This is a genomic window from Arenibaculum pallidiluteum, from assembly GCF_017355985.1.
Taxonomy (GTDB): domain Bacteria; phylum Pseudomonadota; class Alphaproteobacteria; order Azospirillales; family Azospirillaceae; genus Arenibaculum; species Arenibaculum pallidiluteum.
Window position 1 is genome coordinate 1 of sequence record NZ_JAFIQU010000030.1, and the last position, 25,885, is coordinate 25,885.

Sequence of the window (25,885 nt, forward strand, 5' to 3'; positions counted from 1 at the left end):
GAAGGCCGCCAACCAGCACATGTGCACCTGCGTCTCCCGCGCCGTCCGCGGCGCCGTCACCATCGACACCGCAGACCGCATGGACTGACGGGGCGGCCTGCACGGGCCGTCCCAGCCACCGATGGCAGCCGCAGCGAAAGGACTTTCGATGGCCCGCCCCGATGCCGCAGCCGACCCCCGCATCGCCGTGCGCGAAGGCGACATGACCGGCTTCCAGGTCGTCGTCGTCACGCTCTGCATCCTGATCTGCGCGCTCGATGGCTTTGACGTGCTGGTGATCGCCTTCACGGCGGCGACCATCGCGCATGACTTCGGGCTCAACCCCACCGATCTCGGCATCCTGTTCAGCGCCGGGCTGGCCGGCATGGGCCTGGGGGCGCTGTTCATCGGACCCTTGGGAGACAAGCTCGGCCGCAGGGCCACCGTCCTGATCTGCCTCGCGATCCTGTGCGTCGGCATGCTCGCCTCGGCGGCGGCGCGGAATCTGGTCGAACTGGCGCTGCTGCGCCTCTTCACCGGTCTCGGGATCGGCGGGGTGCTGGCGAACATCAACATCGTCGTGGCGGAATACGCCTCGAACCGCCGGCGCAACCTGGCGATCTCGCTGATGTCGCTGGGCTATCCCATCGGCGCAACCCTCGGCGGCGCCTTCTCGGTCTACCTGATCGCCGCCTTCGGCTGGCGCTCGGTCTTCGTCTTCGGTGGCCTGGTCGCCCTGGTCCTGGTCCCGGCGGTGATCCGGTTCATGCCGGAGTCCCTGGACTATCTGATTGCCCGCAGGCCCGCGGGGGCGCTCGAGAAGGTCAACGCGGTGCTGGCACGCATGGGCCGCGCTCCGATCGCAGCCCTGCCGGTGCCGAGCCGGGCCGAGGATGCGCCCGACGCCGGACTGCTCTCCGTGTTCCGGGCGCCCCATGCCGCACGGACCCTTGCCGTCTGCGTCGCCTATTTCTGTGTCATGATGACCTGCTACTTCTTCCTGAGCTGGACGCCGAAGGTCCTGACGGAGCAGGGGCTCAGCGTCAGCGGCGGCATCTCGGGGTCCATGGTGATGAACATCGGCGGCGTGGTCGGCTGTCTGATCTTCGGCTTCTACGCCCGCGGCCTCGGCACGCGCAGGCTCGCGGCCGCGTTCATGGTCGGGCTCTTCGTGGCGGCGGCCGCCTTCGGCATGGTCCCGGCGACGACGGCGGCGCTGCTGGCGGGCACGCTGGCGATCGGCTTCTGCCTCTACGCCTCGATCAACGCCATGTACGCGGTGGTGCCGCAGGTCTTCCCGGCCACCGTGCGCACCACCGCGACAGGACTCGCCATGAGCGTCGGACGCCTGGGCGCCGTCGCCGGCCCGGCAGCCGCCGGCATCCTGATGTCGGCGGGATGGAGCCGCCCGGCCTACTGCCTTGCGCTGGGCCTGCCCATGCTGGTGGCTGCCGCGAGCCTCTACTGGATCCGGGCCTACGAGGCGGCTCCGGCCGCTGCGACCGGGCCGCTGATGCCGCCCGGGGCGGCGGCGAGCCGGAAATAGGGGCGGCGGCCGCCCTGGCGTCAGTCGATCCAGAGGCCGCGCTGCCGGTGCCAGTCCTCGATGGACTGCTCGGGATACTCGTCGAAGCACCGGTCGCCGGGGCCGATCTGGGGCTCCACCCAGCCGGCCTTGTAGCGCAGCATCAGGTGCACCTTCTCCGGCGGCCGCGGCAGGTCGGTGTCGATGGCCGAGGCGAAGGGGTGAACGAGATCGGGCCAGCTCGGATCGAACAGCCACAGGGCGCTTGCGCAGCGGAAGCAGAAATGGCGCCGGCCGGTGCTGGTCTCGCAATGGCCGTCCTCCTGCCGGATCTCGGCCTGGTAGACCCGCAGCGCATCGCTTCCCTGCACGCGCAGGCTCGCGGCCGTGCCCATGATGTTGATGGCGAAGCCGCCTCCGCCCGCGGTCTTCCGGCAGATCGAGCAGTAGCAGAGCTGGTAGGGATAGGGCGTGTGGCTGTCGACCGTGAAGGTGACGGCGCCGCAGCGGCAGGACCCCTGCAGAGGCATGGACATTCCGGATCTCCGCATCGCTGGAGTGGACGCCCCGATCCTCGCATGGATCCGGCACCGGTCCAGAGGGCCGGAGCGGAGCATCCGGGTCACACGCTTACCGCTATCGGACGGGTTGCGGAGCCGGTAGAAGCTGCGGCTCCACTCCAACCCATGGGGATTGCATTGACTGCCGCCGAACAGTTGAACGCCTATGTGCAGCGGCTCGAGCGCCTGCTGGACGAGATCGACGGGCTGAAGGACGACCTCAAGGACCTGAAGACCGAGATCAAGTCGCAGGGCTTCAACGTGCGCGCCCTCGAGCGCGTCGTCGCCATCCGCCGCAAGGACAGCGCTGACAAGGAAGCCGAGTTCCTGAACGACATCCTGCTCTATGCCCATGCCACGGGCACCCATATCGACCTCGTGGCGCCGGAGCCCGAGAGCAAGCCGGAGGAGGTCGTCCTCTAACGGAAGGCTCCCGTGATCCCGGCCGGGGGCGCCGCGCGGCGCCCCCGGCGACCCTCTGGCTCCCGCCGGCCGCCGCATGCTATGTGCTGCGGCGCAGCGGCAAATGGGCAGAGGGGCGGTTCGGCATGACCTTCACGGCAAGGATCCTGCTGCTGGGCTCGGGCGAGCTCGGCAAGGAGTTCACGATCTCGGCCAAGCGCTATGGCTGCCACGTGGTCGCCTGCGACAGTTTCGGCCAGGCGCCCGCGATGCAGGTCGCCGATGCGGCCGAGGTCTTCCCGATGCTCGATGCCGACGCGCTGCGTGCCGTAATCGCACGGCACCGGCCGGACTTCATCGTTCCCGAGGTCGAGGCGATCCGCACCGAGGTCCTGCAGGAGTTCGAAACCCAGGGCCTCAACGTCGTTCCCTCGGCCCGCGCCACCATGCTCACCATGAACCGCGACGGCATCCGCGAGGTCGCGGCGGGCGAGCTGGGATTGAGGACCTCGCGCTACCGCTACGCCGAAAGCCTGGACGAGGTCAGGACTGCCGCCAGCCATACCGGCTTCCCCTGCGTGATCAAGCCGGTGATGTCCTCGTCGGGGAAGGGGCAGAGCACGGTCGAGGCGGCCGGAGGGCTGGAGGCGGCCTGGACCTATGCCGTCGCCAACATGCGCGGCGACCGGCGCAAGGTCATCGTCGAGGAGTTCGTCGCCTTCGACTACGAGATCACGTTGCTGACGGTGCGGACGCGCGAGGGCGTCGTCTTCTGCGAGCCCATCGGCCACCGGCAGGAGCGCGGGGACTACCAGGAGTCCTGGCAGCCCGTGCCGATGGACGCGAAGCTGCTGGCCGATGCCCAGGACATGGCCCGCGCCGTCGTCGACAATCTCGGCGGATACGGCATCTTCGGGGTCGAATTCTTCGTGACCCGCGACGAGGTGATCTTCTCCGAGCTGTCGCCCCGGCCGCACGACACCGGCATGGTGACGCTGCTGTCCCAGAATCTCTCGGAGTTCGACCTGCATGCCCGGGCGATCCTGGGACTGCCGATCCCCGCGATCAAGCTGCGCGGGCCGACCGCCTCGGCGGTGATCCTGGCCGACCGTGAAGCCCAGCGCTTCTCGGTGGAGGGGCTCGACGAGGCTCTGCGCCTTGGTAGCGCCAATGCCGAGGTGGAGGTCCGCATCTTCGGCAAGCCGACGACGCGGCCCTACCGGCGCATGGGCGTGGCGCTCGCGACCGGCGCCACTGCCGACGACGCCCGTGCACTTGCCCGCGAGGCTGCGGCGCGCGTCAGGATCCGCTACGACGACTGACGCGCCCCCGCGGCCCGGGGCCAGGGCGCAGAGATAGGGGCCACGGATCAGGAGCCAGGGACCGGGGCAGCCCGTGCCCCGTGGGGCCCGGCCTCGGCGAAGGCCGTCTCGGCCTCGCGGACGAGAGCGCCGAAATCCGCGTGGTAGCGGGCCGAAAAATGGAAGGGCACGATCCGGCCGGCTCCCGCCATGGCGGCGATCCGCCCGGCCTGGCGCGCCGTCAGGTGGCGGCGCTCGGCGGCGAGCGCGGCATCGATGTCCAGGAACATCGCCTCGATGAAGAGCTGGTCCACGCCCCTCATCAGCGCAGCAGCACGCCCGATATTCGCGGCCGTCCCCGCCATGTCGGTCAGATAGCCCAGCGACTGCCCCGGCGCCGGGTGGAGCGCCCTGCCGCGGAGCATGCCGAGGCTGACGGCCGCGCCCCCGCCGACCGGCAGGACGGTGTCGTCGGAAGCGCCCTGGCGCAACGCGCGCTTGGCCGCGTTCAGCCAGGGACCGACGCTCAGGCCAAGTGCGGCCAGCCCCTCGCGCCAGACGTTCACCCGCATCTTCTCGCGCAGCGCGAAGCCGAGGCACGGAATGCCGTGGTCCAGCTCGGCCGCCTCGACGCTGAACTCCTCCTCGTCCAGGACGACGCCCGGCGGCAGCACGGGCAGCGCGGCTTCGGACCGCCGGAACGCATCGCGCGCCGCGAAGCTTGCCGCGCGGCGCAGGCCGTCGCCGGCGAATTCCAGCACCAACAGGGAGAAATCGGCGCTGTGCGGGCCGAGCAGGTTCCAGCTGTAGGAAGCGAGCCGGCTTCCGACCCGGTCTATCAGCCCGGCGGGGCCCACGATTCGCAGCCGACGCGGGCGGTGCAGGCAGGCCCGCAGCAGCCTGTCGAAATCCGCGAAATGGTCCATATGCGCGTGGGAGAGAAGGAGATCGCCCACGCGGCCGAGCTCCCGCCCGGACAGCGGGGCAAGGTCGCCCGCATCCAGCAGCAGCGCGCGGCCGGCGAACCGGAAGTCCACGAAGACCGCGGGATCGCCGGCCGGGCCGTCGACCAGGCGGGCCCGGAAGAAGCGGGCCAACGGGGCTCCCTTCCTGCTGCGCTGCCGATGCCGCACCGTGCCTGATCCGCGGACCGGCAACAAGATGGGCTGGCCGCCCGTCCCACGCCCGGACGCGATCAGGCGGCGGTCAACCGCTCAATGGCCGGCGAAATACCGTCCGGCCTTTCGATTCCTACCATTTGCGGCCCTAGCAATTTCATGGATGTGCGGATTCGCCACCTCCATGCGTTTATCCCCATGAGGTCCGATGTTCCGGAAGCCCTGATGCGTTTTGTTTCCGATGAAGCCGCCGTTTTCGCCAAGCTCGACGATCTCTCTGCGGCGGAACTCGACAGCCTGGACTACGGTGTCCTGAAGCTCGACGGCAGCGGCACGATCCTGTTCTACAGCGCGGCCGAGAGCGCGCTGTCCGGGCGGCGGCGCGAGGCCGTGCTGGGCCGGAACTTCTTTCGCGACGTGGCGCCCTGCACCAATCTTCCCTCCTTCTTCGGGCGCTTCCTGGAAGGGGTGAGGAGAGGCGCGCTCGACGAGCGGCTGGATTTCGTCTTCGGCTTCGATCCGTCGGCGCCGCAACGCGTGCGGGTGCACATGCGCGGGGCCAACGAGCCCGGCCGCTACTGGGTCATGGTCGTGCCGCTCGAACGGCTGCAGGGGAATCGGCCGATACTGGCGCTGGCGGCGGTCGAGGGCCGCGCCAGGGCCGAGGACATCGATCTCGACATCTGCGCGCGGGAACCCATTCATATCCCGGGCTCCATCCAGCCGCAGGGGGTGCTTCTGGTGGTGGACCCCGCGACGCTCCGGGTGAGCGTGGCGAGCGCCAACGCCGAGACGGCCTTCGGCCAGGAGGCCGCAGTGCTTCTCGGGCGGCCCCTGGCCGAGCTTCTGGGATCGGATTTCGCGGCCGCCGTCCAGCAGGCGGCGGTGGCAGGCGCCATTCCGGGCGACCATCCGTACCGCCAGACGGTGACGCTTGCGGGGCGTCGTCAGGACACGGTCAGTCATCTGCATGGCGGGAAGGTCCTCATCGAGCTGGAACCGGCGCCGGCGCCCGAGGACTTTCCGTCCCCGCAGCATGCCGATCTGCAAGAGGCAGTCTCGCGGCTGCGCGACGCCGCGAGCGTCTTCGCCCTGGGCCAGGTGCTGGCCGAGACCGCGCGCAGCCTGACGGGCTTCGAGCGGGTCGTCGTCTACCGCTTCGACGAGGACTGGCACGGGGAGGCGGTGGCGGAGGATCGTTCGGCCGGGATGCAGCCCCTGCTCGGGCTGCGGTTCCCCGCGTCGGACATCCCGGCCCAGGCCCGGGACCTGTACACGCGCAGCCGCAGCCGCTTCGTCGTGGATCGGGACTACGTTCCCGTGCCGCTGGTCGGAAGCCCGGACGCCGCCGCGCCGGTGGACCTGAGCTTCGCCCAGCTCCGCAGCCTGTCGCCCGTGCATCTGGAGTACCAGCGGAACCTCGGCGTCAACGGCTCCATGTCCGTGGCCGTCATGACGGCTGGAAGGCTATGGGGCCTCCTTATCGGACACCACCGCCGTCCCCACTACGTCGCCCCCGAGGCGCGCCTGGCGGTGCGCATCCTTGCCGACACCTTCGCCCTGCGCCTTCAGGAACTCGAAGGCCAGATAGCATGGGACCGGCAGCAGCGGCACCTGGAGGTCCAGAGCCGGCTGCTCTGCCAGATGGCGGGCAGCGACGACTGGGTGGCGGCGCTGGCGGCCGGAGAAACCACCATTCTCGACCTTTTCGGTGCCGGCGGGGCCGCGGTGGTATGGGACGGCAAGGCGACGCCGATCGGCGAGACGCCGCTACCCGATGCCATCCTGGAGCTGGCCGCCTGGTTGAGGCACCGCCCGTTCCAGGGCCGGATCTTCTTCACCGACCGGCTGCCGCATGAGCACCCGGCCTTCGCGTCTTATGCCAGGGTAGCCAGCGGCGTCCTGGCCGCCGCGGTGAACGAGTCGCGCGAGACCATGCTGCTGTGGTTCCGGCCCGAGGTCGTGGGAACCGTGGTCTGGAGCGGCGACCCTCGCAAGCCGCTGGCGGACGAGGGGAGCGGGCTGGTGCTTCCGCGGCGCTCCTTCGAGCGCTGGGTGGAGGAGCGCGCCGGCATCTCCGCGTCCTGGCCGCGCTGGCATGCCGACATCGCGCGGACGCTGACCGGCGCCATCGAGGACGTCATCCTGCGCCATCAGCGCAAGGTGCGGGAGCTCCAGGACAAGCAGCGGGCGCTGACGGAATCCGTGGCCGCGCAAAGGGAGCTGCTGGACCAGAAGGACCTGCTGGCGCGGGAGATCGACCACCGCGTGAAGAACAGCCTGCAGATCGTCGCCAGCATCCTCCAGATGCAGGGGCGGCGGGTGCGGGACGAGGAGGCGCGGCAGGCGCTCGTCGAGGCGCAAGGGCGCGTGATGGGCATTTCCCGCGTCCACGAGAGCCTGTTCCGCTCCACCGATGCGCGCCTGGTCGATCTCGGCCAGACCGTGCGCAATCTCTGCAACGACCTGGCGGCGATGGCAGGCCCGCTGCGTCACCTGGCCGCGACCGTGGAGCCCGGCATCCATGTCGACAGCGCCGTCGCCGTGTCGCTGGCGCTCGTGACGGCCGAGCTCGTCACCAACGCCTTCAAATACGCCTACGCCCCGGACGAGGACGGCGGGGTCGCGGTCAGCGTTGCGCGATCGCAGGACGCTGCCATGATCCTGCTGCGCGTCGCCGACCAGGGACGCGGGCTTCCGCCGGACTGGCACGAGCACGGCAGCGACGGGCTGGGCATGCGGCTCGTCCAGGGCATGCTCGCGCGGATCTCGGGACATCTCGAGGTCGAGAGTCGGGACGGCGCCGCCTTCACCTGCCTCGTGCCGGCGTAAGCCCCCTCAGGCTTGGGCGGCGGCGGTGTCGGCCTGCACCTTGGCCATGATCGCGCGGATCTCGGGCTCGTTCTCGGGGCGGGCCAGGCGATCGTGCTTCTGCTCCCAGACCAGCGCCCCGTAGATCAGGTCCGTCACGTCGGGGGGGCCGGCGCGCCAGATCTCGCAGGCGACAGGCGTCCATTGGCCCGGGTTCCGGGCGACTGATCCCGCATTGGCGCGGGCTAGGATTTCCGAGAGCGTCATGCCCGCAGGGTAGGGGACGCGGGTTAACGGGCGGGTTAACGGTAGCCGGCACCGGAGTGCCGGTCGGCTGGGCAGGTCGCCCGCCGCCGGCTTCCAAGGGGATGAGCCCGGCGGGAGCCGCGATGCGGCTCCCGCATGGGCTCGCTACTCGCTGGACCGCGTCCGCGGGACGTAGGGCCCGTTCATGTCGAAGGTATAGGCGGTCTTCACGGTCGTGTAGAACTCGGCGGCGTAGCGGCCCTGCTCGCGCGGGCCGTAGCTCGACCCCTTCCGTCCGCCGAAGGGCACGTGGTAGTCCACGCCCGCCGTCGGCAGGTTCACCATCACCATGCCGGCCTCGCTGTTACGCCGGAAATGGCTGGCGTATTTCAGCGACGTCGTGCAGATCCCGGCGGACAGGCCGAAGGGCGTGTCGTTGGCGATATCCAGCGCCTCGTCGTAGTCGGTGGCGCGGATCACGGTCGCCACCGGGCCAAAGATCTCCTCCCGGGCGATGCGCATGCGGTTGTCGGCGTCGGCGAGGATCGCCGGCGCCATGTAGAAGCCCGGCGTCTCGCGGTTCAGGCGCTCGCCGCCGGTGACCAGCCGCGCTCCCTCGTCCTTGCCGATCTGGACGTAGCGCAGATCCTGTTCGAGCTGGTTCTCGTCCACGACGGGCCCGATCTGCGTGCCCGGCTTCAGCGCGTCGTCGACCACCAGCGCCTTGGTGCGCTCGGTCAGCGCCTCCAGGAACCGATCGTGGATGCCGGCCGTCACGATCAGTCGCGAGGACGCGGTGCAGCGCTGTCCCGTCGAGAAGAAGGCGCCGTTCACCGCACATTCCACGGCGGTCTTCATGTCGGCGTCATCCAGCACGACGAGCGGATTCTTGCCGCCCATCTCGAGCTGGACCTTCTTCATGGGATCGGCCTCGACGCAGGCCGCGGCGACCCGCCGGCCGGTCGGGACGGAGCCGGTGAAGGATATGGCGGTGATGCCGGGATGGCGGGTCATCGTCTCCCCGACCACCGAGCCACGGCCCATGACCAGGTTGAAGACCCCGGGAGGCAGGCCCGCGCGCACGATGATCTCCGACAGCGCATGGGCGGTGGCCGGCACCAGCTCGGCCGGCTTGAAGACGATGCAGTTGCCGTAGGCGAGGGCTGGCGCGATCTTCCAGGCCGGGATCGCGATCGGGAAGTTCCACGGCGTGATCAGGCCGATCACGCCCAATGGCTCGCGGGTCACCTCGACCTCGACGCCAGGGCGCGTGGAGGCCAGCTTCTCGCCGGCCAGGCGCAGGCACTCGCCGGCGAAGAACTGGAAGATCTGCCCGGCGCGGACCGTCTCGCCGATGCCTTCGGGCAGGGTCTTGCCCTCCTCACGCGACAGCAGCCGGCCGAGTTCGTCCTTGCGCGCGATGATCTCGTCGCCGATACGCTTCAGGATGTCGTGCCGATCCTGGATCGACGAGCGTGACCAGGCCGGGAAGGCGTCGCGCGCCGCCGCGATCGCCTGTTCGACCTGCGCTGCGTCGGCCTGCGGGAACTCTCCCACAACGTCGTTCGTGTTCGACGGGTTCAGGTCTGGCACGTTGCGCGCCCCCTCGACCCACTCGCCGCCGATATGGTTCTTCGCCGCGCCCATCTCTGCCGATTCTCCCTTTCTTGTCCCTGGGGCGGCCGTGGCGGACGCCCCGGGCCCGTTCTAGCACCTCCCGGGCGGGAGTGTCGCCCGGCGCGGTCCGCGGTCCGGCGCCGCGCCCGCAACTCCTTCGGGGGAGGCGCTACCCGGTCCGGCCAAACGGGACGGCGCATGCCGGCGTCGACGGCCGGCGGTGCCTCGGCTAAACCTTGAAGTCCGGCGCCGCATGAGTTGCGGGTGCGCCGGCGCTTCAGAAGGGGACGACCATGGATCTGCCCGCGAACCCGTTCAAGCGCGCCATTGAGGCGGGCCGCCTCCAGATCGGGCTTTGGAGCTCGCTGGCGAGCCACGTGACGGTGGAGATCCTGGCCGGTGCCGGGTTCGACTGGCTGGTCCTGGACTGCGAGCATGCGCCCAACGAGGTGCCCATGGTCTACGCCCAGCTCCAGGCCGCCGCGGCCGGCGGCGCTGCCCACCCGGTGGTGCGGGTCCCCTGGAACGATATGGTCGCGATCAAGCGCGTCCTGGACATCGGGGCGCAGACCCTGCTGATCCCCTATGTCGAGACCGAGCAACAGGCGCGCGACGCCGTCGCCTTTACCCGCTACCCGCCGAAGGGCGTGCGCGGCTACGCCGCGGCGCCGCGGGCCACCCGCTTCGGGCGGGTCAAGGACTACGCCCTGCGCTGCGAGGAGGAGCTGTGCGTGCTGGTCCAGGTCGAGACGCGGCTCGGCCTGGAGAACCTGGAGGCGATCGCGCGGGTGGACGGCGTCGACGGCGTGTTCATCGGACCGGGCGACCTGTCCGCGGCGCTGGGCCATCTCGGAAACCTCAGGCATCCCGAGGTGCAGGCCGCGATCGAGGACGCCATTGCCCGGATCCACGCCTGCGGTAAGCCCGCCGGGATCCTGACGCCAGACGAGGCCCTCGCGCGGCGCTACATCGAGCTCGGCTGCCTGTTCACCGCCGTCGGCTCGGACGTAGGAATCCTGGCGCGGAACGCGGAACAGCTCGCGGCACGGTTCAAGACGCCGGCCTGACGGGCGAGAGGGCGGCCGGGCGCCCTTCCGGCGATGCCCTATCCCTGCCGCCCTGCCAGCGCCGCCTCGATGGTGGCGAGCAGGTCCTCGGTGCGGTAGGGCTTGCCGAGGATGCGGAATCCCTCGTCGGCGCCCATGCCCTCGCTGTAGCCTGTGGTCAGGACCACCGGCAGCTCTGGCCTTCCGGCCCGTAGCAGCCGAGCGAGGTCGAGCCCGCTCGTGCCGCCTGGCATGACCACGTCGGTGAAGACCAGGTCGGCCGCGACCCCATTTTCGAGCAGGGCGAGCGCCTCGTCGGCCGTGGTCGCGCGCAGGACCGTGTAGCCCCGGTCCTCCAGCGCCACGGCCATGATGCCGCCGACGATCGGATCGTCCTCGACCATCAGGATGCACCCCCCGGCACCGCCGGACACCGGCTGCGCGGCCTGCCGGCGCACGGGCGCCTCGCTGGAGCGCGGCAGCAGCAGGGTGACAGCCGTGCCCGCGCCGGGTGCGCTCTCGATATGCACGGCGCCGCCGGACTGGCGCGCGAATCCGTAGATCTGCGCAAGGCCGAGGCCCGAACCCTTGCCGACGTCCTTCGTCGTGAAGAACGGCTCGAACGCCCGCGCCAGCACCTCGGGTGCCATTCCCGTGCCGGTATCCGCGACCGCGATCTCGACGAACTCGCCGGCGAGCCCCGCCGGCTCGTCGCCCTGCGCGACGACGCGGCGCCGGGCGCGGATGCCGAGCCGGCCGGGCCCGGGCATCGCGTCTCGGGCGTTCACCACCAGGTTCAGCATGGCCATCTCGAGCTGCGTGGGATCCACCTTGATCGGCCAGAGGTCCGGCTCCAGGTCGATGTCGAGCGCGATATCGGCCCGCAGGGCCCGTGCGAGCAGCTCGGACATGCCGAGCAGCGCGTCCGCCACGTCGACGGCCTCCGGGCGCAGGGCCTGGCGCCGCGCGAACGCCATGAGCTGCTGTGTCAGCTTGCCGCCGCGATCGACGGCCTGGCGGCCCGCCTCCAGCAGGTGCTCCACCGCCGGGTCCTTCACCCGGCGCCCGACCAGGTTCAGGCAGCCGGCGAGCGCCTGGAGAAGGTTATTGAAATCGTGCGCGACACCGCCGGTGAGCTGTCCCACGGCATCCATCTTCTGCGCCTGCATTAAGGCGGCCTGTGCCTGCTCCCGCTCGGCCACGGCCTCGGCGACCCGGGCCTCCAGCGACGCGTTCAGCTCCCTGAGGGCCTTCACGGAGCTGTGGCGGTCGCTGACGTCGTTGCCCTGGACGAAGATCCCGGAGACGGCACCGTCCGGCCCCATGATGGGCTGGTACACGAAGTCTACGTAGCGCTCCTCCGGCTCCACGCCCGGCCGGCGTTGCAGGAGCACGCGGACCTCCTGCCCGACATAGGGGCGGCCGGTCCTCAGAACCTCGTCCAGCAGCGCGATGAAACCCTGCTCCCGGATCTCCGGGAGCGCCTCGGCGGTGGGGCGGCCCAGGATGTCGCTGCGGCCGACGAGCTGGAGGTAGGCGTCGTTGGCGATCTCGAAGACGTGATCGGGCCCGCGCAGCACGGCAACGAAGCCGGGCGCCTGGCGGAACAGCTCGCGCAGGTGGTGGCGCTCGGTTTCGAGGTTCCTGTTCTCCTCCTGGACCGCCTGGGCGCGGCGGAAGACGCCGGCCCCGATCGCGTCCATGTGGGACTGGAAGCTGCGGTCCGCCCCGGCGGCCACGGCGGCGCGCAGCCGCTGCAGCTCGGTCACGTCGTTGGTCTGCTGGAGGACGAGGCCGACTTCGCCGTGCTCGTCGAGGATCGGCGTATGGCTGGCGCTCCAGAAGCGCTCGTCGAAGGAGCGCCCGTCGGGGCCCGGAATCGCATAGCGGATCACGGCCAGGACGTTCGGCCGGCCTTCCGCGAAGACCCGCTCCAGCGAGGCGCGGAGCTGTGCCTCGTTGTTCCCGCCGGGATCATGGGGGCCCGAGGGGAACGCCTCGAAGAGGCTGAGGCCCAGAAGGTCCTCGAGCCGGCGCCTGGTGACGTTCAGGTAAGCCTGGTTCGCCCAGACATACCTGAACTCCCGGTCCAGGAGCATGTAGGGGTTCGGCGACGCCTCGATCACCCTCCGGAAGTCGATGGAGGCATGCACCGTGGCAATTCCGCGCAAATTCTCTTCGCCCATCCGCCTACCTGCCGGGCCTGCCCGCGGATGGACCCTAGCCGGCCATGGACCTGCGAACCAGTATCATCTTGGTTCCGGCACGCCAGCCGAACGGAGTGTCACGCCGCGGGTGAAGCCTGGAACGTCACGCGTCCGGGACGGCCGGGCAGGGCGAGCTGCGCCTCGACCGGCGCCATGCGCGAGATCACGCGCCCGCGCCGCATCACCAGCAGCCGGGCTGCCCGCAGGCGGATCGCCTCGACCGGGTCGGCGGCCTGGAGCATCACCAGGTCGGCGTTGCAGCCGGGAGCGAGGCCGTAACCCTCCAGGCCTAGGATGCGGGCGGGCACCTCGGTGACGGCCATGAAGCAGGCGCGCATGGCTTCCTGGCTGGTCATCTGGGCGACGTGCAGGCCCATCTGCGCGACCTCGAGCATGTCGCCGGATCCCAGCGAGTACCAGGGGTCCATCACGCAGTCGTGGCCGAATGCGACGTCGAGCCCGGCCGCCGCCAGCTCGGTGACCCGCGTCATGCCGCGGCGCTTGGGGAAGGTGTCGTGGCGGCCCTGGAGGACGATGTTGATCAGCGGGTTGGCGATGACGTTCAGCCGCGCCTCCGCCATCAGGGCGACCAGCTTGGAGACGTAGTAGTTGTCCATGCTGTGCATGGAGGTCAGGTGCGAGCCCGTGACCCGCCCCTGCAGGCCCAGGCGCTGCGTCTCGTAGGCCAGCGTCTCGACATGGCGCGACAGGGGATCGTCGGTCTCGTCGCAATGCATGTCGACCGGAAGGCCGCGCCGGGCCGCGATCTCGCACAGCGCCCTGACCGAGGCCGCGCCCTCGGCCATGGTCCGCTCGAAATGGGGGATGCCGCCGACCACGTCGACGCCGAGGTCGAGCGCGCGGTCGAGCAGTTCGACGGCGCCGGGATAGCGGTAGTAGCCGTCCTGCGGGAAGGCTACGAGCTGAAGGTCGAGGTAGGGCTTCACATGCCGCTTCACCTCGACCAGCGCTTCGACGGCGAGCAGGCGCGGGTCGCAGATGTCGACATGGCTGCGGATCGCCAGCAGGCCGCGGCCCACCGCCCAGTCGCAATAGGCCAGCGCCCGCTCGATCACCGCGTCATGCGTCAGCAGGGGCTTCAGCTCGCCCCACAGGGCGATCCCCTCCAGCAGCGTCCCCGACCGGTTCACGCGGGGAATGCCGTAGCTCAGCGTCGCGTCCATGTGGAAATGGGCATCCACGAAGGGCGGCGTCACCAGCCGGCCGGTGGCGTCGATCTCCTCGGGCGCGGCGGCCTGGAGGTTCGGCTCCACCGCGGCGATCCGGCCGTCACGGATTCCGATGTCGATGCCGGTGCGCCCGTCGGGCAGCGTGGCGCGGCGCAGGATCACGTCCATGGGTCAGCGTTCCCCCTTGCGGTAGGGTACCATCAGGGCCTTGGGATATGCTGCGCGGCGGGCCATCACCACCAGCGCCAGGATGCTCAGGAGATAGGGCATCATCAGGAAGACCTGATAGGGCAGCGCGGGCCCGACGATCTGCTGCAGCCTGAGCTGCAGGGCATCGAACCCCGCGAAGAGCAGCGCGCCCAGAAGCGCCTTCCCGGGCCGCCAGGACGCGAAGACGACCAGCGCGATGCAGATCCAGCCGCGCCCGTTGAGCATGTTGAAGAAGAACGCGTTGAAGGCCGACAGGGTCAGGAACGCGCCGCCCACGGCCATCAGGGCGCTGCCGGCGCAGACCGCCCCCATGCGCAGCCCCGTGACGCTGAGGCCCTGGGCTTCCGCCGCCGCCGGGTTCTCGCCGACCATGCGCAGGCCCAGGCCCACCGGCGTGCGGTAGAGGACGTAGGCGACCAGCGCGACCAGCCCCAGCGCGGCATAGGCGAGCGGGGTCTGCGAGAACAGCGACGGGCCGAGCACCGGGATTTCGGAAAGGCCCGGGATCGGCCAGGGGCGGAACGGCTCGATCGTGGGCGGCGTCGTCGCCTGGGGTAGCACCATGCGGTAGGTGAAGTAGGTCAGGCTGGTGCCGAGCAGCGTCACTCCGATCCCCGCCACGTGCTGCGACAGGCCGAGAGGCACGGTCAGCACCGCATGCAGCAGGCCGAGCGCGGCCCCGGCAAGGGCTGCGACGGCCACGCCGGTCCAGAGGTCCGCGCCCTGGTAGACCGCCATCCAGCCGGCCATTGCGCCCAGCGTCATGATGCCCTCGATGCCGAGGTTCAGGACGCCGGCACGTTCGCACAGAAGCTCGCCCAGCGTGCCCAGGACGTAGGGCATGGCGATGCGCAGCACGGCCGTCCAGAACGCCGCGGAAAGGACCAGCTCCAGGATCTCCGCCATGGCCTCAGCCCTTCCGCAGCCGGAAGCGGACGAGGAGCGTCGCGACCAGCATGCAAATCAGGCTGACCGCGACGATCACGTCGGCGATGTAGGTCGGAACGGCGACGCCCCGGCTCATGGCGTCGGATCCCACGAAGATCCCGGCGACGAAGACCGCCGCCGCGACCGCCCCCGCGGGGTGGAGCTGGGCCAGCATGGCGACCACGATGCCGCCGTAGCCGAAGCCCGGCGAAAGGTCGAGCGTCAGGTAGCCCTTCAGCCCGGTCACCTCGACCGCGCCGGCGAGCCCAGCCAGGGCACCGGAGATCAGGGCCGTGCGCACCATGACCCAGGCGACCGGGATGCCGGCGAAGGCGGCGGCGCGCGGGTTTCCGCCGACGGCGCGGGCCTCGTAGCCCCAGACCGTGCGCGCGGTCATCACCCAGACCGCGGCCGCGGCGAGCAGCGCCAGGATCAGCCCGGCATGCAGGCGTGTGCGCTCGGCCAAGCGCGGCAGCTCGGCCTCGGGAAGGACCGGGGCGCTCTGCGGCCAGCCCATGCCCATCGGGTCCTTCATGGGACCCTCCAGCATCATGGATACGAAGAGCAGGACCACGAAGTTCAGCAGCAGCGTCGTCACCACCTCGTCGACGCCGAACCGCGTCTTCAGGACGGCGGGGCCGGCCAGCAGCAGCGAGCCGGCGAGCGCCCCAGCGATCAGCACCGTAGGCACCAGGGTCCAGCCCGGCAGGTCGAGAAGCCCTCCGCCGAGCCAGGCCGCGACCAGCGCGCCGAGATAGAGCTGCCCCTCCGCCCCGATGTTCCAGAAGCGTGCGCGGAAGGCGACGGCGGCGGCGAGGCCCGTCAGGATCAGCGGAGTTGCGCGGGTCAGCGTCTCTGTCAGGGCGAGGCGGCTGCCCAGGGCGCCTTCGGCCAGCAGGGCGTAGGCGCGCGGGATCGAGGCGCCGCTCCAGGCCACCAGGGCGGCGCAGATCGCGAGGGCGGCGGCGACGGCGCCCACGGGCGCCAGCAGGCCGAGCGTCAGCGGGACGGAGGCGCGGGGCTCAAGACGCATGGGCGGCTCCGGCCTGCGCGATGGCGCCATGCTCCTCCCAGTGGCCCGCCATCAGCAGGCCGAGACGCTGGATCGTGGCCTCGGCGCGGGGCAGGGGCGGCGACAGCCTGCCCCGGACCATCACGGCGACATGATCCGAGAGCGCCAGGATCTCGTCGAGGTCCTCGGAGATCAGGACCACGGCGGCGCCGGCTGCGCGCGCCTCCAGCAGCTGCTCCTGCACGTAGGTGACGGCGCCGATGTCGAGGCCGCGGGTCGGCTGGCTCGCCACGATCAGGCTCGGGCGCTCGGACAATGTGCGCCCCAGGATGAGCTTCTGCATGTTTCCGCCGGAAAGGAGGCGCGTCATGGCGGCCGGACCCGGCCCGCGCACGTCGTAGCGCGCGATCAGCGCGCGCGCATGGGCCATGGCTCCGCCGCGGCGCTGGAAGCCCCAGCGCGAGAAACGCGGCTCGCGGTAGCGCTCGGCGATCAGGTTCTCCCAGACCGCCATGCCGGGCACGAGGCCGGTGGCGTGCCGGTCCTCGGGGATTCGGGCGACGCCCCGCCGGACGAGCTCGCGCGCCGAGGGGGCAACGATCTCGCTGCCGAGAAGCACCATCCGCCCGGCCGCAAGCTCGGCCACGCCCGAGAGCAGGTCCGCCAGCGCCGTCTGACCGTTGCCGGACACCCCCGCGATGCCGAGGATCTCGTGACGGCGCACCGTCAGGTCCACGGCATCCAGCGCCGGCGGGCCAGCCGGAGCGGCCACCGTTGCGCCCGCGAGCGCCAGCACGGGCTCGCCCGGCGCAAGTGGAAGCGCCCGCGGCGCGGTCACCGGGCGGCCCACCATCAGCTCGGCCAGTTCGGCGCGGGTTGTCTCGGTGGTGCGCCGGCGCGCGACCAGGCGCCCGCCGCGCAGGACGGCGACCTCCTGGCTGCCGGCCAGCACCTCGTGCAGCTTGTGGCTGATGAAGACGACCGAAAGCCCATCGGCGGTAAGGCGCCCCAGCGTCGCGAAGAGGCCGAGGGATTCCTGCGGCGTCAGCACGGCCGTGGGCTCGTCAAGGATCAGGATCCGCGCATTGCGATAGAGCGCCTTCAGGATCTCGACGCGCTGGCGCTCGCCCACCGACAGGGACCCGACCGGGCGGTCCGGATCCACGGCGAGCCCGAAGCGGGACGCCAGGTCCAGCAGGCGCCGGCGACCCCCGGCCCGGTCGGACCAGGGTCGCCAGAGCGGCTCGGTGCCCAGGATCACGTTGTCGAGAACCGTCAGGTTCTCGGCCAGGGTGAAGTGCTGGTGCACCATGCCGATCCCGGCGTCCAGCGCCGCCCGCGGCGATCCCGGGGGCAGGGGCCGGCCGAACGCCTCCACATGGCCGGCATCGGCCACGTAGTGGCCGAACAGGATGTTCATGAGGGTGGTCTTGCCGGCGCCGTTCTCGCCGAGCAGCGCCAGAACCTCGCCGCGCCGGAGCTCGAGCGAGATTCCGTCATTGGCGAGCAGTGGTCCGAAGCGTTTGGTGATGCCGGCGAGCCGGAGGACGACCTCCGGCTCGCGCAGTGGAGCAGATACCGTCACGGCGTCGACTTGGGCTCGGCGTCGTTGACGTTCACGCGGAACAGGCCGTCCAGGAACTCCTGCTGGCGGGTCTTCACCTTCTCCAGGGCGGCGGCCGGGATCTTGCCGTCGAAGGTGCCCAGCGGCGACAGGCTCGACCCGCCGAACTTCATGGCGCTGTACTGCCCGTAGTCCTCGGCCGTGAAGGTGCCGTCCCGGACCGCCTTCACGGCCCGGTCGATGGTCGGCTCCATGTGCCAGAGGGCGCTGGCCACGACCGTGTCGGGATACTGGGCCTGGGTGTCGATGACGTTGCCGATGGCCAGCACCTTGCGCTCCTTGGCGGCGTCCGAGACGCCGAAGCGCTCCGCGTACATGATGTCGGCGCCGCGGTCGATCATGGCGAAGGCCGCCTCCTTGGCCTTCGGCGGGTCGAACCACGAGCCGATGAAGGTGACGGAGAACCGGACGGCCGGGTTGATCTCCTTCGCGCCGTCCATGAAGGCGTTCATCAGCCGGTTCACCTCGGGGATCGGGTAGCCGCCGACCATGCCGATGTGATTCGACTTCGTCATGGCACCTGCGATCAGGCCGGTCAGGTAGGCGGGCTCCTGGATCCAGTTGTCGAAGACGGCGAAGTTCTTGCCCGCGGGACCGAAGCTGGACCCCATCAGGTAGGCCGTCTTGGGATAGTCGCGGGCGACGGCGCGGGCCGGGCGCTCGACGCCGAAGACCTCGCCGACGATGAGCTGGTTGCCGGCCTCGGAGTACTGGCGCATCACGCGCTCATAGTCGGTGTTGGCAACCGATTCCGACCAGACGTACTCGACCTCGCCGCGGGCCTCGGCGGCCTTCAGGGCCTTGTGGATGCGGCTGACCCACTGCTGCTCGATGGGGACGGTATATATGCCGGCGACCTTCACCTTGGCCGCCGACTGCGCAAGCGCCTGACCTGCCGGCAGCGCGAGCAGGGTGCCCGCCCCGAGCACGGCCGCGATGACGGCGCGCCGTCCGACGGTGAAAAGGGACGCTCGCGTGATGCCTTCCATGTTCGCCTCGTTCTCTGGTTGGTTGCCGGCCGGGCGTAGCAATCGCCGTGCCGAGCCCGAGGCGCGTCGCGACTGGACCGCCGCGCGGCGAAGGGCCGGGGCCGCCGATCCTCCCCTGGCGCATATTTAGCCATGCAGCGCCGAACTCGTCATCACGCGGCTGCAGTGGAGGCGCCTGCCGGATCGGGCCCTGGCGCCGAGCACCGGCGTGAAATCGCGGACTTCCGCGCCTTCTGGCGCCCTACTGGATGATCTCCGCGATGCGGGCGATGGTGACGGGCGGCGGCGCATCCAGCCGCTTGGCCACCCGGATGTTGACCGCAAGGGAGAATCGGTTCGTCTTCTCGATTGGCGCCGTGTCCAACCGCAGGTTTGGGTCTCTCAGGATCCGGTCCACCTGCGATCCTGCAAGCGCGCCGATCTGGTCCAGCCGAACGTAGAGGGCCAGGAGCGCGTCCGCCTGCAGCAGGGGCAGCGGACCGCCGGTGAAGACCGGCAGGTGCTCCTCCACGGCAAGCGCCGTGAATTGCTTCATGCGCTGGATCAGGAAGGTCGACAGGCCGAAATAGACGAAATCGACTTCGGCGCTGCGCAGTTCCTGGGTCAGAGCCGGCAGGCTCGCCGGATCGGGCTTGCCGTCCTTGCCCACCGGAATGGAAAGGGCGATCAGCTCGTAACCGAGCTCGGTCGAAAGCGCCTTCATCTGCTGCATGCGCAGCACCGAGGCGGGCTGCGTCGTGTCGTAGAGCATGCCGAGGCGGCGCAGCGGCCTGTAGGTGCGCATGGCGTTCACCTGCGCCTCCAGCGGCACGACATAGTCCGTGCCCAGCAGGTTTGGCCGCCCGGTGCGGTCCTCGGAACGCGAGATCTTCGCCTCGGCCGCCCCGGCGACGTACATGTAGACGACCGGCAGATCGGTCAGGTGCTTCTCGGGATCGACACTGTCGTAGCGGCCGACCGCTTCCAGCGTGACGTCGTTGCCCCAGGTCACGACCACGTCGGGGCGCAGCAGGCGCGCCTCCTTCACGAATTCGGCGACGGCGCTGCGCGACTGGTTCGCGTCGCGCATCACGATGTCGACGCCGATTTTCCTGTCGCTGAAGTACTGCTGGAATCCGGCGCAGACCTGCTCGCAGCCGCGCCAGTTGATGAGGTAGATGAAAGGCCGCTGGCGCCCGGCGGTCTGCGCCTGCGCGGCACCTGTCGCCAAGACCAGAATGGCCGCCAGCAAAGTCAGAACCCGCATCGCTCCGCCATCCGATCGTTCCAGATCCCGGCCCGGGCCGGGTCATCATACACCAGGGCCGCGGGCGCGGCCGAAAACTCGTGCAGACATTCCCCGCCGCCGGATCGTGCCGGGCTGTCAGTCCACATGGAATCGCTTGATCGCCGGACCCAGGAACGGCACCGCCGAGGGCCGCACCCCGCTGCGCGCAGCGATCTCCTCGGCCGTGATCGAATTGTCGCCGTCCGCGCCCAGCACGACCACCTCGTCGCCCGGAGCGACATCCGGCAGCGACGTGACGTCGACCAGCATCGAGGTCATGAAGGCGCGGCCTGCGACGGGGACGCGCCGGCCGCGGATCAGCACCTGGGCGTTCCGGTCGGCGGACAGGAACGGGGCATGGGCGAAGCCCGCCGCGACCACGGCCACCTTGATGGTCCTGTCCGCCGTCAGCCCGGCCTCGTAGGCGAGCCGCGTTCCCGGCGGAATGATCTTGATCTCCGAGACGATGGACCGGATCTCGAGCGCAGGGCGCAGCCCGTCTGGACCGCCGGGCGTCATCCTGATGCCGTAGAGCAGCGAGCCCAGGCGAACGGCGTCGTGGACCCGAGCGCCCGGAACCGCCAGGCCCGGGCTGCTCAGGACATGGGCGAAGGGCCTGCGGCCCAGCATGCGGCCGAGCTCCTGCACCCACGCGTCGAAAGCCGCCACCTCGTCCAGCACGCCTGGATAGTCGGCCCGGTAGGCTGCGAAGCCATGGGCGTAGACGCCGTCGAGGACAACCGAGCCCGAGGCTGCGACCGTGCGCACGACCGCCGTCGCCGCTTCCACCGGCATGCCCTGTCCGGCGCATCCGAGATCCACGCGCACATGGACCAGCGCGCGCCGCCGCTGCAGGGCGGATTCGGCCTGCAGCGCCTCGAGCATCTCGGCCGAGTTCAGGGTTACAGTGAGATCGTTGGAGATCAGCGTCCGCGCATCGTCGCGCAGCAGCGGCCCCAGGACCAGGATCTGCTGCCGGATGCCGGCCTCGCGCAGCTCCGCGCCCTCGCTCGCGCTCGAGACGGCGAAGGCGTCCACGCCCGCCGCGGCGAGGCTCGTCGCGACCTCGGCCATGCCATGGCCGTAGGCGTCGGCCTTCACGACGGCGTAGATCCGCGCCGCCGGCGGCAGGTGCTGCCGCGCAGTGCGCAGGTTGGCGCTGACGTTCCCGAGCCTGACGATCGCGCGCGAGGTTACGGAGAAGGTGCTGGGAGCTGCCACCAGGGTGGTCGTCATCTCGCTGGCTCGCGGGGCGGGTGAAGGGCGGGCGGCGGGCTGGATCACTGCTCCACCTTGATGAAATCGGCGACGCGGACGATGCTGATCGGCGGGTAGACCTCCAGGGTCCGTGCGACCGACATGTTCACCATCAGCGTGAACCTGTTCAGCCTTGCAATGGGCATTTCGCCCGGGGCGATGTTCTGCGTCAGGATGCTTTCCACCTGCGAGCCCGCCAGTGCGCCGATCTGGTCCAGGCGCGTGAACAGCCCCAGGAGCGCGTCGGCCTGCTCGACGGGGAGCTGCCCACCGGAAAAGACGGGTAGGCCGCGCTCCAGCGCCAGCGCCGTGAACGGCTTGACCTGCTGGATCAGGAAGGACGAGAGGCCGAAATAGACGAAGTCCGGCTGTTGCGCCGCCAGCGTATCCATGGCCTCCGCGAGGCGCGCGGCGTCGGGCCTTCCCGTGGCGCCGAGGGGCAGCGGAACGGCGATCAGAGTGAAGTCCATCCTGGGCGCCAGGTCGCGGATCGCCTCCATGCGCTGGACCGAGCCCTCCTGGGCGGGATCGTAGAGCATGCCGATCCGCCGGCTCGGCCGGTAGGCATTGATGGCGTTGATCTGGGCGCTCAGCGGCACGACGTAGTCCGTTCCCGCGATGTTGGGCCGCCCGGTCGCGTCCTCGCCCCTGCTGATCTTCCCTTCGACGGCCCCGGACACATACATGTAGACGACGGGTATGTCGGTGACGTGGCGGGCGGGATCCACCGCGTCGTATGGGCCGACCACCTCGTAGGTCACGTCGTTGCCCCAGGTCACGATGGCCGCGGCCCGGCGCGCCCGGGCCTCGTCCACCAGACCCCCGATGGCGCGGCGGTCCTGGCCGGCGTCGCGCTCGACCACTTCCACCGGCAGCTTCATGCGGGCGACATAGTCGTGAAAGCCGCGGCACGCCTGCTCGCAGCCGCGCCAGGTGATCAGAAAGACGAGCGGCCTTGACGCGGATGCGCGGGCCGCCTCGGCCTGCGGGGCCTCGGCGAAGGCCGTCGCCGCGCCGCAGACGGCCAGCATGATCGCGGCCGCGAGCCCGGCCATGAGTCCGGCCGCGCGCCGCAGTCGGCGCCGAGACGGCGATCCGCGGCGGATGACTGCCGCTGAGGTCACGGCGCCGCGGCCCCGTCCGGGCGGGACCGCGTCGGGAAGTCGCGCAGCAGCGCGTCGACGATCGGCTCCGCGCCAAACCGGATCGGGTCCGTCGCCGGCATCCCGAATTCCTCCGACAGGGCGTCCAGCAGGGTCCGCGCCTCCTCTGCGCCGAGCGCGCTGGTGTTCACGGAGATACCGACGAAGCGCCCATCGGGGCTCACGCCACGGCCGATGGCCCGCACCGCATCCATGACGGCGCCGATCGCGGGGATCGGAACGTGGGGCAGGCCGTTCATATGGGTCCGCGTCGGTTCGTGGCACAGCACGTAGGCCTGCGCCGCGGCCCCGACCACAAGCGCTGGCGAAGCCGAGGTGGCTGGCGACAGGACGCAGCCCTGGCCCTCGATCACGTCCCAGTGGTCGTCATGGCTGGCGGGCGTAAGCGCCTCGACGGCGCCGATGGCAGACGCGCCGGTAAGCGCGTCGAGCGGGATGCCGTGGCCCGAGATCATGATCCCGGTCTGCCCTGTCGCCCGGAAATCGGCATCGATGCCCCGGCGGCGCAGCTCGCGCTCGATGGCGAGGGCCGTGTACTTCTTCCCGAGATTCTGGTCCGTCCCGACGGTTAGCAGCCGCCTTCCGCGCCGCGGCGCCAGCGTCGCCGGCGGAAATGGGCCGCGGTGGTGGCGGATGTCGTGCAGGGTCACGCCGCGTCGCCGCGCCGCCTCTGCGAGTTCGGGGACGGCGCCCAGACAGTCGTGGAGCCCGGCGGCGATGTCGAGCCCTGCCGCGATGGCCTCGAGCAGCGTCGGCAGCCACTGGGGCCGGAACAGGCCCCCCGCGGTCGAGAGGCCGATCAGCAGCGTCCTGGCGCCCGCACCCGCGGCTTCCCCGATCGTCAGGTCGGGAAGTCCGAGATCATGGCCGCATCCGGGCATGCGGTGCTGCCCGATGCACCACTCCGGGCGCCACTGGACCACGCCGAAAGCCGTCTTGGCCTCCCGGATGTCCTTTGAATCGCCGAGGAAAACGAGGAAGGGACGCTGCAGCGCCATGCCGGATCCGCGGGCGAAGTATGATGGGGCGTCTGGCCGACGCCCATGCTTAACCATGAGACGCCCCACCGCTTAAAGAACGCTTAAGCATATCGCCGCCGCCCGTTCCCTGCGCCTCAGCTGCCGGTGGCCGCCGCGGGCGGGGCGGCCGGAAGCGGGACTGCCTCGGACCCCCGGAAGCGCGCCAGCAGCCCGTCCAGCTCGGCGGGGTCGACGAGCTTCCAGCCGGCAGCCGCTGCCGCGGCGATCTCGTTCTCGTCGGGAAAACCCCTCGGCGGTGCGCCGGGGCCCTGCGGGCGGCGGGGCAGAGCTTCGCCCGCGCGCGCCATCCGCACGGCCTCGGCGATCAGGGGGATGCCGGACCGGTACGCGTTCAGGACATGCCAGAAGTTGCTGCGCCCCGGCGCCACGGGGATCGACGTGACCAGGGCGATATCCCCCTCGTCGAATCCCGTCGCAACGTGGTGCAGCGTGCAGCCGATCGCGGTCTCGCCAGCGGCCAGCGCGCGCAGCACGGGAAACTGCCCGCGATAGGCGGGCAGGGCCGAGGGATGGAGGTTCAGGACCCGGCCGGGCGCCGCCTCGATCAGCGCGTCCGGAAACTTGAAGCCGAAGCGCGAGCTGACCACCAGGTCCGGCCGGAAGGCGAGGATCCCGGAGGCGCCGCGCCAATCCTCGGGCGTCGCGACGCGCGTCATGGGGACGCCATAGCGCCGGGCCAGCTGGCGCGGGGTCAGCAGGTCCCCGCCGCCATCGGGATACGCCGCATCCAGGCTGGGGAAGAGGATCTCCATGGGAAAGCTGCGCTCGTAGAACCAGGCGTGGCGGAGCGAGGGCACCATCTCGTCGGTCGCGCGCTTGCGGGCCGACAGGAAGACCACGACCTCGTCGGCCGCGAGCAGCGGCAGGACGGCATTCAGGATCACCGTGCCCGTGAGGTCTGCTGTCGTGCAGAAGGCGATCCTCATCCCCGAGCCCATCCATCCCCTGACGATCTTCGGCTGCGGCGGTCCCGGCATTTTAGTCGCCGCGCGGGCCCGCGCGGCGACTAGAGACCAACTCGCCGTCCTTGTCGAGGGAGCTGCGCGGGAATGCCTCAGTCGTAATGCTGGTTTCGGTCATCAGCCTTTAACCTAAAAGATATAGTTCCTGCGTAGAAGCTGGCCGATGGTTCGGTTTGGCTGCCGTCAGGCCGTGCGGCTGGAGCTCTGGATGCGCGAAGCGAAGATCCTTGTTGCAGACGACGACCCGCTGATGCGGGCGCTGATCTCGGAGGCGTTGAAGCGCGCCGGCTTCGCCATCTGCGGCCCCTGCGCGACGGCGGCCGAGGCCCTGGCGGCGGCCGCCGTCGAGGAGCCGGATGTCTGTCTCGTAGACGTTCACCTCGCGCAGGACGACGGGCACGACCTTGCCGCCGACCTTATCGAGCGCTGCGACACGCAGGTGATCCTGATGTCGGGCGACGACCAGCCGAACTCCATGGTGCCGTTCATCCTGAAGCCCTTCACCCTGAATGGGCTGGTGAAGCGCATCCGCTCGAGCGTCGAGGAGCGGCGGGCGCTGGCGTCCTTCATGCGTATCGCCTGAAATCCCTTTCAGAGGTCGCCGAGGCCGTCGAGATGGCGCCCGACGGCCTCGGCGACCCGTTCGCCGATATGCCGCGGCCGCTCGCCGAGCCCGGAGACCTGGCCGGCAGCACCGCGCGGATCCACCTCGATCACCTTGGTTCCCGCCGGCACCGGCACGCCGTCGCGGACGAGCCCGCGAAGTGAGCCGTCGAGCGGCGCCCGCAGCGGGATGCCACCGATCTCGGCGATGGTCGCCCCCGCCGCAACCATCTCGCCGATGCGCGCGGCCGTGCGGAAGACGCCGCCGGCGGGGGCATAGACGAAACGCTCCCGGCCCGCGCCGCCGACCTGCCGCGGCTCGCCCGAGAGGGGCAAGGTCGCGCCCGATGTCATTACCCGTCCCATGTCCGGCCCCCAGGCGGTCTCCACGACCCAGTCGGCCGTCGCGCCCGCCTTGTGCCCGGGCCCGAGGCCGACTGTCAGCGGGGCCAGCCCGATCGCGCGGTCCGGGGCCTCGCGCTTGGCCATGCGCGCATCCACCAGGACGGCCCAGGGCAGCAGCGCGACGACGGTCTCGACCGGGGCGGCGATCACCGGGACGAAGCCGCGGCCGATGGCGCGGGCGGCCGCGTCCGGCGCATCGATCCGACGCGCCTCGACACCCTCGAGCCAGGCGCTTCCGTCGAATACGGCATCGGCGAAGGCCATGCCCCGGCGGGCGGTCATGGGCATCCGCGCTTCCTGGATCGCCACGGCGCGCCCGCGGCGGGCCAGCGCGTGCGCGATGGCGGACCCGATCTCGCCCACGCCGCGGACCAGCACCGCCGGCGATGCGCCCGTCGTCACGATCCCCCGTGGCGGGCCGCTG

The 25,885-nt window shown here is 70.6% G+C and carries 22 protein-coding genes; 6 read left to right on the forward strand and 16 right to left on the reverse strand.

The window, feature by feature from the left end:
• Nucleotides 1-148 precede the first annotated feature (148 nt).
• Nucleotides 149-1,525: an MFS transporter gene (locus JUB13_RS30415; RefSeq protein ID WP_207486019.1), complete on the forward strand. Its 1,377-nt coding sequence runs from the start codon at nucleotides 149-151 to the stop codon at nucleotides 1,523-1,525.
• A 20-nt stretch (nucleotides 1,526-1,545) separates the two neighbouring features.
• Here JUB13_RS30415 and JUB13_RS30420 read toward each other — a convergent pair whose 3' ends face one another.
• On the reverse strand, nucleotides 1,546-2,040 hold the full coding sequence (locus tag JUB13_RS30420) for a GFA family protein (RefSeq protein ID WP_207486020.1): 495 nt from the start codon (nucleotides 2,038-2,040) through the stop codon (nucleotides 1,546-1,548).
• Nucleotides 2,041-2,202: 162 nt separating this feature from the next.
• Here JUB13_RS30420 and JUB13_RS30425 point away from each other — a divergent pair, with 162 nt between their 5' ends.
• Nucleotides 2,203-2,487, forward strand: coding sequence for a GapR family DNA-binding domain-containing protein (locus JUB13_RS30425; RefSeq protein WP_207486021.1), 285 nt, complete (start codon nucleotides 2,203-2,205; stop codon nucleotides 2,485-2,487).
• A 125-nt stretch (nucleotides 2,488-2,612) separates the two neighbouring features.
• Complete coding sequence (purT, locus tag JUB13_RS30430) at nucleotides 2,613-3,788, forward strand: formate-dependent phosphoribosylglycinamide formyltransferase (RefSeq protein ID WP_207486022.1); 1,176 nt, start codon at nucleotides 2,613-2,615, stop codon at nucleotides 3,786-3,788.
• 47 nt (nucleotides 3,789-3,835) lie between these two features.
• Here purT and JUB13_RS30435 read toward each other — a convergent pair whose 3' ends face one another.
• Complete coding sequence (locus JUB13_RS30435) at nucleotides 3,836-4,864, reverse strand: ribonuclease Z (RefSeq protein WP_207486023.1); 1,029 nt, start codon at nucleotides 4,862-4,864, stop codon at nucleotides 3,836-3,838.
• Nucleotides 4,865-5,110: 246 nt separating this feature from the next.
• On the opposite strand from JUB13_RS30435, the gene JUB13_RS30440 reads away from it, so the two are divergent.
• On the forward strand, nucleotides 5,111-7,717 hold the full coding sequence (locus JUB13_RS30440) for a histidine kinase dimerization/phosphoacceptor domain -containing protein (protein ID WP_207486024.1): 2,607 nt from the start codon (nucleotides 5,111-5,113) through the stop codon (nucleotides 7,715-7,717).
• Between the two features lie 6 nt (nucleotides 7,718-7,723).
• Here JUB13_RS30440 and JUB13_RS30445 read toward each other — a convergent pair whose 3' ends face one another.
• Both JUB13_RS30445 and JUB13_RS30450 read right to left on the reverse strand, forming a co-directional pair.
• Complete coding sequence (locus tag JUB13_RS30445; RefSeq protein ID WP_207486025.1) at nucleotides 7,724-7,963, reverse strand: hypothetical protein; 240 nt, start codon at nucleotides 7,961-7,963, stop codon at nucleotides 7,724-7,726.
• A 144-nt stretch (nucleotides 7,964-8,107) separates the two neighbouring features.
• Nucleotides 8,108-9,589, reverse strand: a complete 1,482-nt coding sequence (locus JUB13_RS30450; RefSeq protein ID WP_207486026.1) for an aldehyde dehydrogenase family protein — start codon at nucleotides 9,587-9,589, stop codon at nucleotides 8,108-8,110.
• 263 nt (nucleotides 9,590-9,852) lie between these two features.
• Between JUB13_RS30450 and JUB13_RS30455 the strand changes: the two genes are divergently transcribed.
• On the forward strand, nucleotides 9,853-10,626 hold the full coding sequence (locus tag JUB13_RS30455; protein WP_207486027.1) for an aldolase/citrate lyase family protein: 774 nt from the start codon (nucleotides 9,853-9,855) through the stop codon (nucleotides 10,624-10,626).
• Nucleotides 10,627-10,664: 38 nt separating this feature from the next.
• Here JUB13_RS30455 and JUB13_RS30460 read toward each other — a convergent pair whose 3' ends face one another.
• The 11 genes from JUB13_RS30460 to JUB13_RS30510 all read right to left on the reverse strand — a co-directional run bounded on the left by JUB13_RS30460 (nucleotide 10,665) and on the right by JUB13_RS30510 (nucleotide 24,417).
• A complete protein-coding gene (locus JUB13_RS30460) occupies nucleotides 10,665-12,791 on the reverse strand; it encodes a PAS domain-containing protein (RefSeq protein WP_207486028.1) in 2,127 nt (708 codons plus the stop codon).
• 98 nt (nucleotides 12,792-12,889) lie between these two features.
• A complete protein-coding gene (locus JUB13_RS30465) occupies nucleotides 12,890-14,170 on the reverse strand; it encodes an amidohydrolase family protein (RefSeq protein ID WP_207486029.1) in 1,281 nt (426 codons plus the stop codon).
• Nucleotides 14,171-14,173: 3 nt separating this feature from the next.
• Nucleotides 14,174-15,118 carry an ABC transporter permease gene (locus tag JUB13_RS30470; protein ID WP_207486030.1) on the reverse strand — a complete coding sequence of 315 codons (945 nt, stop codon included), beginning with the start codon at nucleotides 15,116-15,118 and terminating at the stop codon, nucleotides 14,174-14,176.
• A 4-nt stretch (nucleotides 15,119-15,122) separates the two neighbouring features.
• On the reverse strand, nucleotides 15,123-16,172 hold the full coding sequence (locus tag JUB13_RS30475) for an ABC transporter permease (protein ID WP_207486031.1): 1,050 nt from the start codon (nucleotides 16,170-16,172) through the stop codon (nucleotides 15,123-15,125).
• On the reverse strand, nucleotides 16,162-17,736 hold the full coding sequence (locus JUB13_RS30480; protein WP_328703050.1) for an ABC transporter ATP-binding protein: 1,575 nt from the start codon (nucleotides 17,734-17,736) through the stop codon (nucleotides 16,162-16,164). Before JUB13_RS30480 ends, JUB13_RS30475 begins: the two co-directional genes overlap by 11 nt.
• The gene (locus JUB13_RS30485) at nucleotides 17,733-18,764 is read right to left on the reverse strand and encodes a BMP family protein (protein ID WP_207486032.1); all 1,032 of its coding nucleotides are present in this window, start codon (nucleotides 18,762-18,764) and stop codon (nucleotides 17,733-17,735) included. Before JUB13_RS30485 ends, JUB13_RS30480 begins: the two co-directional genes overlap by 4 nt.
• A gap of 241 nt (nucleotides 18,765-19,005) precedes the next feature.
• Nucleotides 19,006-20,010: an ABC transporter substrate binding protein gene (locus JUB13_RS30490; RefSeq protein ID WP_207486033.1), complete on the reverse strand. Its 1,005-nt coding sequence runs from the start codon at nucleotides 20,008-20,010 to the stop codon at nucleotides 19,006-19,008.
• 117 nt (nucleotides 20,011-20,127) lie between these two features.
• Nucleotides 20,128-21,267, reverse strand: a complete 1,140-nt coding sequence (gene alr, locus JUB13_RS30495; protein ID WP_207486034.1) for an alanine racemase — start codon at nucleotides 21,265-21,267, stop codon at nucleotides 20,128-20,130.
• 44 nt (nucleotides 21,268-21,311) lie between these two features.
• Nucleotides 21,312-22,343 carry an ABC transporter substrate binding protein gene (locus tag JUB13_RS30500; RefSeq protein WP_207486035.1) on the reverse strand — a complete coding sequence of 344 codons (1,032 nt, stop codon included), beginning with the start codon at nucleotides 22,341-22,343 and terminating at the stop codon, nucleotides 21,312-21,314.
• A 65-nt stretch (nucleotides 22,344-22,408) separates the two neighbouring features.
• Nucleotides 22,409-23,449 (reverse strand): DUF1611 domain-containing protein, encoded by a 1,041-nt coding sequence (locus JUB13_RS30505; protein ID WP_207486036.1) that lies wholly within the window; start codon nucleotides 23,447-23,449, stop codon nucleotides 22,409-22,411.
• A 116-nt stretch (nucleotides 23,450-23,565) separates the two neighbouring features.
• Nucleotides 23,566-24,417 (reverse strand): formyltransferase family protein, encoded by an 852-nt coding sequence (locus tag JUB13_RS30510; RefSeq protein ID WP_207486037.1) that lies wholly within the window; start codon nucleotides 24,415-24,417, stop codon nucleotides 23,566-23,568.
• A gap of 244 nt (nucleotides 24,418-24,661) precedes the next feature.
• Here JUB13_RS30510 and JUB13_RS30515 point away from each other — a divergent pair, with 244 nt between their 5' ends.
• Entirely contained in the window at nucleotides 24,662-25,036 is a 375-nt protein-coding gene (locus JUB13_RS30515) for a response regulator (protein WP_207486038.1), read from the forward strand.
• Between the two features lie 8 nt (nucleotides 25,037-25,044).
• Here JUB13_RS30515 and JUB13_RS30520 read toward each other — a convergent pair whose 3' ends face one another.
• Nucleotides 25,045-25,863 (reverse strand): xanthine dehydrogenase, encoded by an 819-nt coding sequence (locus tag JUB13_RS30520; RefSeq protein ID WP_328703051.1) that lies wholly within the window; start codon nucleotides 25,861-25,863, stop codon nucleotides 25,045-25,047.
• Between the last annotated feature and the right edge of the window lie 22 nt (nucleotides 25,864-25,885).